Genomic DNA, 12,040 nt, shown 5'->3' with positions numbered 1-12,040 from the left:
CGGCGGTCAGGCGCCGGCCGCGGCGGCGCCCGATTCGCCGCAAACGCCCGCCCCGCGCGGCTCAAACATCAGAAGGATCCATGCTTCAGCCCTCATTTCGCTCCACGAAAATGCTCTGAATTGCGGCCCGTTCGCGTTAAACTGCGTCAAGCTGTATTCAACAAAGACATCTTCGCCACTACGGCATCCACGATACGAGGATAGGTTCGATGCGCACTACCGGCTCATCCGGGGCAATGACCCTGCTCACCGAACACGACCCGGCCGACGGCCGCGAATTGCGCTCGCTCCGGCTCGAAGCAACCGGCGACGGCAAGAGCGTGCTGCTGATCGAGATCGACGAACGCAAGCCCGGCATCCACCGCGAAGTCCGCTACGAGATCACGCCGGCCGAACTGATCGCGGCGATCCGCTCGCACGGCGCCGAGCTGCCCGGCGAAAACCACGGCGCCGCGTCGCTGGCCCGCACCTCCTCCTGATTCCGAGCGGTGAGCCGCGCGCACAGCGCCGGCTCACCGACATCTCCCTGCCGCCGTCAGGCGCTTTGCGTTATTCCCTCAGCTGACTTGAAAAAGGCCGATAATCGGCCCATCTGCGTGCCTTCCGCACGCGTTTCCTTTTCGGCCAGCCGTCATGCTCCTCCGTGACCTCGTCGCCCAATACGGGCCGCTTCTCGTCTTCGCCAACGTGCTCGCCGCGGCCATCGGGCTGCCGGTGCCCGCGATGCCGACGCTCGTGCTGTTCGGCGCGATGTCTGCGATGCATCCGGCGATGATCGGCTCGCAACTGGTCACGGTGGTCGTGCTGTCGGTGCTCGGCGCACTGATCGGCGATACGGTCTGGTACCTCGCCGGCCGGCGCTTCGGCGGCACGACGCTGAAGACGATCTGCCGGCTGTCGCTGTCGCGTGACAGCTGCGTGAAGAAAACCGAACGCTTCTTCGGCCGCTACGGCGTGCGCGTGCTCGCTGTCGCGCGCTTCATTCCGGGGCTGTCGCTCGTGTCGGTGCCGATGGCCGGCGCGTTCGGCACGCGCTATCGCACGTTCGTCGGCTACGATGCGCTCGGCGCCGCGCTGTGGACGATCGTCGGGCTGATGGTCGGGCTGATGTTCGCCCGCCAGATCGACTGGCTGTTCGCCGGTGCGGGCCAGCTCGGCCGCGTGGCGCTGCTGGCGGCCGTCGCGGTGCTCGCGGTGTATGCGACGATCCGCTGGATGCGCCGCCGCGCGCTGATCCGCCAGCTCGCGAGCGCGCGGGTCGGCGTCGACGAACTCGACGCGATGCTGCGCGATACGTCCGCGCCGGTGGTCCTCGACGTGCGCTCGCCCGAGCACCGCAAGCTCGACCCGTTCACGATTCCCGGTGCGCAGTTCGCGGACGAACGCCAGATCGGCGACATCGTCGCGCGCTATCCGTTCTCGCAGAAGTTCGTCGTGTACTGCTCGTGCCCGAACGAGTTCACGGCCGCGTTGATGGCGAAGCGCCTGCTCGACGCAGGCTTCACCGATGCACTCGCGCTGCGCGGCGGCCTCGACGCATGGCGCGATACGGGCCGCCAGCTCACGTCGCTCGTGGAAGACATGCCCGCTGCGAACGATCCGGTCGCAGGGCTGCACAAGCCGGCCTGATCGTTTCGATCGAAGGCCGGCCGTGCGATGCGGGGGCGCATGCGCCCCCTTCGATCAGAACGCGTGCAGCGGCAGGTTCACGACCAGACGGTACTCGGTGTTCGTCGCGTCCGAGTAGTGTGCCGAACCGGCGTGCCACATCGCGATGAACGTGACCTTCGTGTCCTTCAGCTTGCCGCTCTGGAACGTGTACGACGGGATGAAGCCGAACTCGTGGTGACGGCCCTGCACCGGCGCGCCGTTGCTCCAGTAGATGCTCGACTTGCTCGGGTCGTTCGCCGCACCCGCGCTGCCGTCCGCACCCCAGCCCGTGACGCCCCAGACCATCGCCTTGAAGCCAGGCAGGCCCGCTTCCTTGCCGTAGAACGTGTAACGCAGCTGCAGCGACTTTTCGTGCGGCGCGTTGTAGTCGACGTCCATCGAGTTGGTCAGGAAGATGCCGTTCGTTTCGTTCAGGTAGTCGAAGAACTGGTCGCCGAGCACCTGCTGGAAGCCGAGCAGCAGCTCGTGCGGGCCGTGCTGCGCAGCCAGCGACAGGCTGTATGCGTTGTTGTTGATCTTGCCTTGCAGCGCATCGCCCGTGTCGTGCGTCGAGTAGACGTTACCGAAGCCCGTCCACTTGATCGTCTGCGGGCTGCCGATGCTGTGCTTCACCGACGCGTAGTACTGGTGCCACACGTCGTCGGCCTGGTTCGCGTACAGCGCAACTTCGCCGTTCGGCGAGTAGTCCCACGTGCCGCCGACATACGACAGGCGGTTGATGCGCGTGCCGCCGTATTGCGTCGTCAGGTTGGTGAGCGTCGTGTGACCGCGCGCGTCGGTCTTCGTGAAGCTACCGGCCTCGAGCATCACGTTCTTGAATTCATTGCTGACGAGGGTCGCACCGAGAAACGTCGGCGGCAGCGCACGGTTGTCGTGCTGCTCCATGAACGGGTTGTCGACGGCCTGCAGACCGTACTTGACCACCGTGTTCGAGATGCGCGCCTTCACGTCGTAGATGCCGGGATAGGCCCATGCGAGCTGGTTGCCGCCACCGCCGCCCTTCGCGATGTGCACCATGCTGCCGGCGCCCTGGCCGCCGTCGAGCTTCAGCGCCGCATACAGCGATGCGTCGAAACCGATACCGATCAGGCCGGTCGTGTAGCCCGACTCGAAGTTCGCCATCGCGCCCTGGACCCACGCGTGACGATGCGGCCCGCCCTTGGCGTCGAGCACGTCCGCATAGTTGCGGAACAGGAAGTTGAGGTGGCTGTCGGCAATGAAGCCCTTCGACTGCGACTGAGCCGACGGCTCGTCGGGCGGCGTGACGGCCTGGTTCGCTTCGGCGTTGATGACGGCGTTCGGGGTCGTTGCCTGCGCAACGGTCGTGCCCGGTGCGGCCTGGGCGACCGTCAGCGGGGCGGGGGCCGCGTCGTCGGCGTGTGCGACGCCCGTCAGCGAGACACCGGCGAGTGCCGGCAGCCCCCATGCAAGCAGCATTTTCGATGCCGTCCCGATCGTCTTCTGTTTTTTCATCGTAATTCTCGTCTTGTGTTGATATCGTCCACGCCGGTTGCGATCCGCGCCCGGCCCCCCGGCACGCCCGGTTAAGGACGTGCCTGTACCCGCGGCGCGAAGATCGTTCGCGCCGCACCTACCCCTGTTGACCTGCCTTGGTTATGTTTGCTGCGTCACTTCAGCTCACGCCACACCCGCGCGGATGCACGCGACACGCGCGGCCGACCCCTGCCGAACTTCCGGCAGCGGCACGTCCTGCGCGCACGCTTCGATCGCGACCGGGCAGCGCGTGCGGAACGCGCAGCCGGACGGCGGGTTGAGCGGCGAGGGCATCTCGCCCGCCAGCAGCATCGGACGGCGAGCACGCTCGCGCGCCGGCTCCGGCGTCGGCGCCGCATCGAGCAGCGCCTTCGTGTACGGGTGTTGAGGCACGCCGTACACGTCATGCCGCGTGCCGAACTCCATCACGCGGCCGAGATACATCACGAGCACACGCTGGCTGATGGCCTTCACCACCGCCAGATCGTGCGCAACGAACAGATAGGACAACGACAGTTCGCGTTGAAGATCGCGCAGCAGGTTCACGATCTGCGCCTGGATCGACACGTCGAGCGCCGATACGGGTTCGTCGCAGATCACGAGCTTCGGCTCGCCGATCAGTGCGCGTGCGATGCCGACGCGCTGGCACTGCCCGCCGGAAAATTCGTGGGGATAACGCAGCAGGTGATGCGCGTTCAGGCCGACGCGTTCGAGCATCGTGACGACACGGCGGCGCACCTCGGTGCGGCCGAGCCCGCCCTCGTGCGTGACGAGCGGCTCCGCGACGACCTGTTCGATCGTCATGCGCGGATCGAGCGACGCGAGCGGATCCTGGAAGATCATCTGCACTTCGCGCCGCATCGTGGTGCCGCGCAGGTGATCGGGCGTCACGGCTTCGCCGCGCCATTTCACCGTGCCGGCCGTCATCGGCACGAGGCCGATCAGTGCGCGTGCGAGCGTCGACTTACCGCAGCCCGATTCGCCGACGAGCCCGACCGTCTCGCCGCGCTTCACGTCGAACGACACGCCGTCGACGGCGCGCAGCGTGCCCTTCGGCGACCACGGATAGCCGCCGAGCGGCACGCGGAAATGCACTTTCAGACCGTCGACGGACAGCAGCGTGTCGTCCGTCGCGCCGGCATTACGGCGTTCATTGACGCTCATCGCAGACCTCCCGTCAGATCGGCCACGGGACGGTGGCACGCGCGCACCGCGCCCACGGCGCCATAGGTTTCGAGCGCGGGGCGCGCCGCGCCGCAGCGTTCTTCCGCATACGTGCAGCGCTTCGCGAACGCGCAGCCGGCCGGCGCGGTGCCGGGCATCGGCGGGTTGCCGGGAATCGCGACGAGCGGCGCATCGTCAGCGTCGGTCAGGCGCGGCAGCGCGTTGAGCAAGCCGATCGTGTACGGATGCGACGGCGCCGCGAAAATCGATTCGGCCGGCGCGTATTCGACGGTGCGGCCCGCATACATGACCATCACGTCGTCCGCGAGGCCCGCGACCACGCCCATGTCGTGCGTGATCAGCACGATCGCGGTGCCGCGCTCGCGGTTCAGCTCGCGCAGCAGGTCGATGATCTGTGCCTGCACGGTCACGTCGAGCGCGGTGGTCGGCTCGTCGGCGATCAGGATTTCCGGCTCGGACAGCAGCGCCATCGCGATCATCACGCGCTGGCGCATGCCGCCCGAGAACTCGTGCGGATACATGCGGATGCGGCGTGCCGCGTCGGGGATGCGCACCGATTCGAGCGCCTCGATCGCGCGCTTCGTCGCTTCCTTGCGCGACAGCTTGCGATGCAGCTGCAGCGTCTCGGTCATCTGCCGCTCGATCGTCAGGAACGGATTGAGCGACGTCATCGGATCCTGGAAGATCATCGCGATCCGGTCGCCGCGCACCTTGTTCAGCGCGCGCGAATCCATCTCGAGCAGGTTGTCGCCGCGATAGCGCGCGGCGCCGCTCGTCGTGCCGTTGCCGGCCAACAGGCCGAGCAGCGCCATCACGGTCTGGCTCTTGCCCGAGCCCGACTCGCCGACGATGCCGAGCGTCTTGCCGGCTTCGAGCGAGAACGACACGCCGCTCACGGCGTCCACTGGCGGCGCGTCCTTGCGCGTGAAGCGCACGCCGAGGTTATCGACTTCAAGTAGTGCGGCCATCTCAGCGATCCTTCGGGTCGAGCGCGTCACGCAGGCCATCGCCGACGAAGTTCACGCAGTAAAGCGTCACGCACAGCATGACGGCCGGGGCCAGCAGCAGCCACGGCATCGATTCCAGTTTCTGCGCGCCGTCCTGGATCAGCACGCCCCAGCTCGTCATCGGTTCCTGCACGCCGAGGCCGAGGAACGACAGCACCGATTCGGTCAGCACGATGCCCGGCACCGAGACCGTCGCGTACACGACGACCACGCCGAGCAGGTTCGGCACGATGTGGCGCAGCACGATCGACGCCGGCGACACGCCGATCGCGCGTGCCGCATCGACGAACTCGCGGTTGCGCAGCGACAGCGTCTGGCCGCGCACGACCCGCGCCATGTCGATCCACGAGAACGCGCTGATGGTCAGCACGACCAGCATGAACGAGCGGCCGAACAGGGTCATCATCAGGATCGCGATCAGCAGGTACGGGATCGCGTACATCATGTCGACGATGCGCATCATCACGGAGTCGACGCGGCCACCGGCGAAGCCCGCGGTGGCGCCCCATGCGACGCCGAACAGGCCCGACACGAGCGTGCCGAGCAGGCCGACCTCGATCGACACGCGGCCGCCGATCAGCGTACGCACCAGCAGGTCGCGGCCGAGCTCGTCGGTGCCGAACCAGTGCTGGTTCGCCCAGGTCGGCGGCAGGCTGATCGAGCCCCAGTCGCTCGCGGCGGGATCGGCCGCGAGCAGCCACGGGCCGACGAAACACGTGAGCGTGATCAGCACGAGCAGCACGAGGCTGAACACGGCCGCACGGTTGTGAAGGAAGCGCGCCATCGCAAGCGCGAGCGGCGAGCGCGAACGCGGCGGCGAGTCGGTCTGCACGGGCAGGCCGACGACAGGAGTAGTCGGAGTCATCGCTGTGCCTCGATCAATAACGGATGCGCGGATCGAGCCACGCGTACGCGAGGTCGACCAGCAGGTTGAACAGCACCGCGCAGACGGTCGTCAGCACGACGAGGCCGAGCACCAGCGTGTAGTCGCGGTTGATGGCGCCGTTCACGACGAGCTGCCCGAGCCCCGGCAGCGCGAACACCGATTCGGTGACGACGGCTGCCGTGATCGACGAGATGCAGACCGTGCCGAACAGCGACACGACCGGCATCAGCGCGGGCTTCAGCGCGTGGCGCAGCACGATCGTCGAGCCCGGCAGGCCCTTCGCGCGCGCGGTGCGGATGTAGTTGCTCGACAGCGTCTCGATCATCGAGCCGCGCATCACGCGTGCGAGCAGCGACATGTTGATGAAGGTCAGCAGCACGATCGGCAGCAGCCGGTACTGCCAGCCGCCGTCGCCCCAGCCACCGGCCGGCAGCCAGCCGTTGCCCGACGACGTCTTCAGCAGGATCGCGAAGATCCAGACCAGCACGGGGCCGAGCACGAACGGCGGGATGACGTTGCCGAAGTTGCCGATCAGCATCACGAAGCGGTCGATGAAGCTGTCGCGGCGCACGGCCGCGACGGTGCCGAGCAGCACGCCGCACCCGATCGAGATCGGGATCGACACGCCGCCCACGCCGAGGCTCACGGGCAGCGCCTTCTTCACGAGATCGTTCACGGACCAGTCGACGTAACGGAACGACGGGCCGAGATCGCCGTGCAGCAGCGCGTTCAGGTACATCAGGTACTGCTTCCACAGCGGCTCGTCGAGGTGATACTTCGCGTTCAGGTTCGCGAGCGTTGCCGCGGACAGCTGCTTCTCCGTATCGAACGGGCCGCCGGGCGTGAAATGCAGGAGCAGGTAGCAGACGGTGACGACCGCGAGGATCGTCGGCACCGCCCACAACGTGCGCCTCAGTGCGTAGGCCAGCATGATCGCTCCGCTCAGTGCTTGATCAGGTACATGTCCTGCGAAGCACGCATGTCGATCACGTTCTTCAGCGAGTAGCCGCCCACGTAGGGCTTCACGAGACGGTCCGCCGAGTACTGGAACAGCGGCACCATCGGCGTGTCGTTCATCGCCGTGTCGTGCGCCTGTGTGAGCAGCGCGGCGCGCGACTTGTCGTCGAGCTTCTGGTTGCCGTCTTCGACGTACGTGTCGACCTGCTTGTTGCAATAGCCGACGGTGTTCTGCGAGCTGCCGCAGCGGATCAGGTCGAAGAAGGTCATCGCGTCGTTGTAGTCGGCGAACCAGCCGTCGCGCGCGATCTGCACCTTGCCGTCATGCCGCTCCTTCATCAGCACCTTGAACTCGACGTTCTCGAGCTTCGTGTTGATGCCGAGCTTCGTGCGCCATTCCGACGCGGTAAACAACGCGACCTTCTTGTGCAGGTCGTTGGTGTTGTACGTCAGCGTGAACGACAGCGGCTTCGCGTCCGAGTAGCCGGCCTGCTTCAGCAGGCCCTTCGCGGCCTCGATGCGCTTGGCCATCGGCCACGACGCCCATTCCGGCGTGAACGGCTGCACGCCCTTCGTGCCGTTCGGCATCAGGCCGTACATCGGCTTCTCGCCGGCCTGCGTGAGCTTCGACGTCAGCACGTCGCGATCGATCACCATCGACAGCGCCTGGCGCACGCGCTTGTCCTTCAGCGCCGGGTCGCTGTTGTTCAGGTAGTAGTAGTAGGTGGCGAGCTGCAGGCCCGGGCGGAGTTCGCCGCCGAACTGCTTGCTGACCTGCTGGAAGATGCCCGACGGGATCGAGTAGCTGTAGTCGATCTGGCCGGCCTGGTACATGCGCATCGCCGTTTCGTCACTTTCGATCGGCAGGAACGTGACCTTGTTGATCACGACCTTCGACGCGTTCCAGTACTTCGCATCCTTCGTCACGACGATGCGGTTGTTCGGCTGCCAGTCGACGAGCTGGTATGCGCCGTTGCTGACGATGTTGCCCGGGCGCGTCCACGCGTCGCCGAACTTCGCGACGACGTCCTTGTTCACCGGCACGAGCGGCGCCATGGCGGTCAGCTCGGGGAAGAACGCGACGGGCACGTCGGTCGTCACCTCGAGCGTGTACGGATCGACGGCGCGCACGCCGAGCGTCGACGGCGCGGCCTTGCCCGCGATGATGTCCTTCGAGTTCTTCACGAACTCGACGAGGATCGTGTATTTCGAGCCCGTCTTCGGATCGACGAGGCGCTGCCACGAATAGACGAAATCGGCGGCCGTCACCGGCTGGCCGTTGCTCCACTTCGCGTCACGGCGAAGCTTGAAGATCCACGTCGTCGGCGTCTTGTGTTCCCACGACAGCGCGACACCCGGCACGACCTGGCCGGCTGCATCGATGCGGGCCAGCCCTTCGAACAGGTCGAGGCCGATCGTGTTGCCGGTCCACGACTCGATGTGCGCGGGGTCGAGCGATTCGACCTCGGCGGGCACCTGTCGCGTCAGGTCCTGTTGAGGAGCGAGCGCGACGTTCGACGGAACGGTAACGGCGTGAGCGGCAGGCGTCAGGGCGAGCGCGGCCAGCACGGCCGACATGGCATGCAAGGATTTCATCGTGGCTGTCTTGAGAAGGGTTGTTCGGTGAGCGTCGCGCGGCGGATGCCGCGGATTACGCTTGAGACGCTGACGGGTGCAGCGATTGAGGAGGCCCGTGATTCTCGTATTGCATTTTAGTATTCCTTACGTTTCTTTCGACAGGCATTCCGTCTTCGAAACGAAGGAATACCTGTGCGTTAGAACAGCCTCGGTGTACCGACCCAGACCACCACCGACTCGATCTTCGCGGTGTTGACCCAGCTGTGCGGGACCGTCGACTGATAGTGCGAGCTGTCGCCGGCCTGCAGGACGAACGTCTTGCCTTCCAGCGTCAGCGACACTTCCCCTTCAATCACATACAGGAACTCCTCTCCTGCATGTGTCGTCACCTCCGACCGCTTCTGCCCCGGCGGCATCCTCACGAGGATCGCCTCCAGCTGGCGCCCTTCGGATACGTTCGTCAGCCGCGCGAACAGGTTCGCCGAATCGGCAAACCCGAAGAAGCGCAACTGCTCGCCTCGGCAAACCGAGCGTTCCTCGCTCGGCGTATCCACAAAGTACTGCACCGTCACACCGAGCGCGTGCGCGATACCGGCCAACGATGTCAGCGACGGCGACGCGAGCCCGCGTTCGACTTGAGACAGAAACGGCTTCGAAATCCCCGCGGCGGTAGCGGTGTCGTCGAGCGTGCGCTTGAGTCGTTGGCGCAACGCGCGAATCTTGCTGCCCAGTGCGGCGGTAGCGTCTGCAGACCGCGAGTTTTCAGTGGGGGGAACCATAGCAGGCCGAAAAGTGATCGTCAAAAAATGTTTGATGGAAAATAACTAAGTTAGAACGATATAGCTTAGTCTTCGGGTTCGCACACGTCTTCGGTGTTGAGCCCGGTGCACTAAACGGGACACGAAGCGAGCGAAATGACGCGCTATCTTGCCAGACTCGCCGGCTTCACAGGCAAGCTGCAAGCGGCTCTCCGGGAATCTTCGGATAGCCGGCGCGAAAGCTTACAACTAGATGATGAGACGAATGTTCCTGAAAGCTACTGCCACATTGGGAGTTTCCCTAGGTGGCAGATACGTGACGCACCGGACCGGTAGCCGCTACCATGCGCGCGCCGGTCGGGGCCCCTCCCCGCCACACCAGGCGGAGTCAGACCCCGGCCCGGGCTAACCGCCCGACTGTTCCATCGCCAGCACGAAGCCTACCCGGCCCATTGTGCACCGGCGCCAGTTCGACCCCTAGACGACGCGCGATCCGTGCCGTCCGTTTCAAACGAGATTGATGATGCAACCACCTGTTTCACAAACCCGATCGTTCACGACGGTCTTCCTCATCGAAATGTGGGAGCGCTTCGGCTACTACGGCATGGCCGCGCTCCTGGTCCTCTTCATGGTCGACCGGCTCGGTTTCACCGACAGCCATGCGAACCTGACCTGGGGTGCGTTCACCGCACTCGTCTATGCGGCACCGTCGATCGGCGGCTGGATCGGCGACAAGGTGCTCGGCGCCCGTCGCACGATGATCATCGGCGCGTCCGTGCTGTGCGCCGGCTACCTGATGCTGTCGGTACCGAACGATCAGCTGACGTACATGTACGCGTCGCTCGGCGTGATCGTCGTCGGCAACGGCCTGTTCAAGGCCAACGCGGCCAACCTCGTGCGCCGCATCTATGAAGGCGACGACGCGCGCATCGACAGCGCGTTCACGATCTACTACATGGCGGTCAACATCGGCTCGACGGTGTCGATGCTCGCGACGCCGTGGATCAAGGATCACTGGGGCTGGCACGCCGCGTTCGCGGTCTGCTGCGGCGGCATGCTGCTCGCGATCCTCAACTTCATGCTGATGCATCGCACGCTCGCGCACGTCGGCTCGCTGCCGGACGACCAGCCGGTTCGCTGGAAGCGCCTCGGCGCGGTCGCGCTGGGCGGCGTCGGGCTCGCGCTGATCACGCTGTACGTGCTGCAGCACAAGCAGCTCGCCGTCGCCAGCGTGTGGACGGCCGCGTTCGCGATCCTCGCGATCTTCGCGTACATGATCGCGAAGTCGGAGCGCTCGGAGCGTGCCGGCCTGATCGCGGCGCTCGTGCTGATCGGCCAGGTGATCCTGTTCTTCATCTTCTACGTGCAGATGTCGACGTCGCTGACGCTGTTCGCGCTGCGCAACGTCGATCCGCGCTTCATGCTGTTCGACACGACGCTGTTCACGTGGAGTGCCGCGCAGTTCCAGGCGCTGAACCCGATCTGGATCATGCTGCTGAGCCCGGTGCTCGTGTGGGTCTACAACGCCGTCGCGAAAAGCGGCCGTGACCTGCCGGTCGCCGCGAAATACGCGCTCGGCTTCGGCGCAGTGGCCGCGGGCTACCTGGTGTTCACGATCAGCGGCCGCTACGCGATCGACGGCCGCGTGTCGTCGTGGTTCATGGTGTGGGGCTACGGCCTCTACTCGCTCGGCGAACTGCTGGTGAGCGGCCTCGGCCTCGCGATGATCGCCCGCTACGTGCCGGCGCGCATGAGCGGCTTCATGATGGGTGCGTACTTCGTCGCGACGGGCGTGTCGCAGTATCTGGGCAGCGTCGTCGCGAACTTCGCGCAGATGCCGTCGCACGATCTGCCGGCCACCGAATCGCTGCCGCTGTACCTGTCGCTGTTCGAGAAGCTCGGCTGGCTCGCCGCGATCGGCATGGTGCTCGCGCTGCTGCTGCTGCCGCTGATGAACCGCCTGTCGCGTCAGCACCAGCGTTGTGCAGAAGAGCGCCGCGAAGAAGCGCTGCAGGCGCAGGGCGTCGCCGCCGCGCAGTAAGTAATATCCCTCGGCGTGCGGCCTGCACGCCACATTCTCCCGCCAGTCACGCGAACGCGTCCTACACTGGTTGCAGGAAGCGCATCCGCTTCGCGAGAGGCGCACTGGCGGGAGAACAGAATGAAAAGCAGAACCATGCGGCTCTTGAGAATACTGTCGGACATCCGGCACGCTCAGCGCTGCACCGCGATACGTGCCGCACGAGCCGCAGCCGAAGCCGACGCAGTACTCGCGGAACGCGACGATCCGGCGCCCGACGAACGCGACGACGCCGAATCCGACGACGCCACCGCTGTTCCCCGCTCCCGTATCGGCTCACCTCACTGACGCCGCGCGGCACATTCCGTGCCCCCCACCCCCCCCCCCCCCCCCCCCCTCCCGCCGCGCCCCGCCACCCCCCGCTCCCCGTCCCCAACCCGGCCCCCCCCACCCCCCCCCCCAGACCCCACGCCCCCCCCCCGCC

General features: G+C 66.0%; 11 protein-coding genes. 4 read left to right on the top strand and 7 right to left on the bottom strand.

All coding sequences use genetic code 11. The features are described from left to right. The first annotated feature begins 209 nt into the window (after positions 1-209). Together G3N93_RS23745 and G3N93_RS23740 are read left to right on the top strand one after the other, a co-directional pair. Positions 210-479, top strand: coding sequence for a hypothetical protein (locus G3N93_RS23745; protein ID WP_011353737.1), 270 nt, complete (start codon positions 210-212; stop codon positions 477-479). Between the two features lie 154 nt (positions 480-633). Beyond that, positions 634-1,629, top strand: a complete 996-nt coding sequence (locus tag G3N93_RS23740) for a DedA family protein/thiosulfate sulfurtransferase GlpE (protein WP_174945785.1) — start codon at positions 634-636, stop codon at positions 1,627-1,629. Positions 1,630-1,683: 54 nt separating this feature from the next. On the opposite strand, the gene G3N93_RS23735 is transcribed toward G3N93_RS23740, so the two are convergent. From G3N93_RS23735 to G3N93_RS23705, 7 genes are all read right to left on the bottom strand, one after another. Further along, positions 1,684-3,144 (bottom strand): OprD family porin, encoded by a 1,461-nt coding sequence (locus G3N93_RS23735; protein WP_089441403.1) that lies wholly within the window; start codon positions 3,142-3,144, stop codon positions 1,684-1,686. Positions 3,145-3,309: 165 nt separating this feature from the next. Next, complete coding sequence (locus tag G3N93_RS23730) at positions 3,310-4,329, bottom strand: ABC transporter ATP-binding protein (protein WP_206134088.1); 1,020 nt, start codon at positions 4,327-4,329, stop codon at positions 3,310-3,312. Next, entirely contained in the window at positions 4,326-5,318 is a 993-nt protein-coding gene (locus G3N93_RS23725; protein WP_174940658.1) for an ABC transporter ATP-binding protein, read from the bottom strand. Before G3N93_RS23725 ends, G3N93_RS23730 begins: the two co-directional genes overlap by 4 nt. A 1-nt stretch (position 5,319) precedes the next feature. Beyond that, on the bottom strand, positions 5,320-6,222 hold the full coding sequence (locus tag G3N93_RS23720) for an ABC transporter permease (protein ID WP_174940656.1): 903 nt from the start codon (positions 6,220-6,222) through the stop codon (positions 5,320-5,322). Positions 6,223-6,235: 13 nt separating this feature from the next. Then, positions 6,236-7,174, bottom strand: a complete 939-nt coding sequence (locus G3N93_RS23715; protein ID WP_011353731.1) for an ABC transporter permease subunit — start codon at positions 7,172-7,174, stop codon at positions 6,236-6,238. An 11-nt stretch (positions 7,175-7,185) separates the two neighbouring features. Continuing rightward, positions 7,186-8,796 (bottom strand): peptide ABC transporter substrate-binding protein, encoded by a 1,611-nt coding sequence (locus G3N93_RS23710; protein ID WP_174940654.1) that lies wholly within the window; start codon positions 8,794-8,796, stop codon positions 7,186-7,188. Positions 8,797-8,975: 179 nt separating this feature from the next. Then, positions 8,976-9,557: a cupin domain-containing protein gene (locus tag G3N93_RS23705; RefSeq protein WP_174940727.1), complete on the bottom strand. Its 582-nt coding sequence runs from the start codon at positions 9,555-9,557 to the stop codon at positions 8,976-8,978. 499 nt (positions 9,558-10,056) lie between these two features. Between G3N93_RS23705 and G3N93_RS23700 the strand changes: the two genes are divergently transcribed. Further along, positions 10,057-11,577 carry a peptide MFS transporter gene (locus tag G3N93_RS23700; RefSeq protein ID WP_174945796.1) on the top strand — a complete coding sequence of 507 codons (1,521 nt, stop codon included), beginning with the start codon at positions 10,057-10,059 and terminating at the stop codon, positions 11,575-11,577. Positions 11,578-11,697: 120 nt separating this feature from the next. Next, positions 11,698-11,904, top strand: coding sequence for a hypothetical protein (locus G3N93_RS23695; protein ID WP_041493147.1), 207 nt, complete (start codon positions 11,698-11,700; stop codon positions 11,902-11,904). Positions 11,905-12,040: the final 136 nt, after the last annotated feature.

The organism is Burkholderia sp. Se-20378, assembly GCF_017104665.1.
In the GTDB taxonomy this organism is placed as follows: Bacteria; Pseudomonadota; Gammaproteobacteria; order Burkholderiales; family Burkholderiaceae; genus Burkholderia; species Burkholderia lata.
The sequence above is the reverse complement of the archived record's forward strand: the minus strand, read 5'-3'. Positions and strand labels throughout refer to the sequence as shown.

Bases quoted from the DNA above. Each gene is read 5' to 3' on its own strand.
- G3N93_RS23745 (WP_011353737.1), top strand. From the start codon at position 210: ATGCGCACTACCGGCTCATCCGGGGCAATGACCCTGCTCACCGAACAC.
- G3N93_RS23740 (WP_174945785.1), top strand. From the start codon at position 634: ATGCTCCTCCGTGACCTCGTCGCCCAATACGGGCCGCTTCTCGTCTTC.
- G3N93_RS23735 (WP_089441403.1), bottom strand. From the start codon at position 3,144: ATGAAAAAACAGAAGACGATCGGGACGGCATCGAAAATGCTGCTTGCA.
- G3N93_RS23730 (WP_206134088.1), bottom strand. From the start codon at position 4,329: ATGAGCGTCAATGAACGCCGTAATGCCGGCGCGACGGACGACACGCTG.
- G3N93_RS23725 (WP_174940658.1), bottom strand. From the start codon at position 5,318: ATGGCCGCACTACTTGAAGTCGATAACCTCGGCGTGCGCTTCACGCGC.
- G3N93_RS23720 (WP_174940656.1), bottom strand. From the start codon at position 6,222: ATGACTCCGACTACTCCTGTCGTCGGCCTGCCCGTGCAGACCGACTCG.
- G3N93_RS23715 (WP_011353731.1), bottom strand. From the start codon at position 7,174: ATGCTGGCCTACGCACTGAGGCGCACGTTGTGGGCGGTGCCGACGATC.
- G3N93_RS23710 (WP_174940654.1), bottom strand. From the start codon at position 8,796: ATGAAATCCTTGCATGCCATGTCGGCCGTGCTGGCCGCGCTCGCCCTG.
- G3N93_RS23705 (WP_174940727.1), bottom strand. From the start codon at position 9,557: ATGGTTCCCCCCACTGAAAACTCGCGGTCTGCAGACGCTACCGCCGCA.
- G3N93_RS23700 (WP_174945796.1), top strand. From the start codon at position 10,057: ATGATGCAACCACCTGTTTCACAAACCCGATCGTTCACGACGGTCTTC.
- G3N93_RS23695 (WP_041493147.1), top strand. From the start codon at position 11,698: ATGAAAAGCAGAACCATGCGGCTCTTGAGAATACTGTCGGACATCCGG.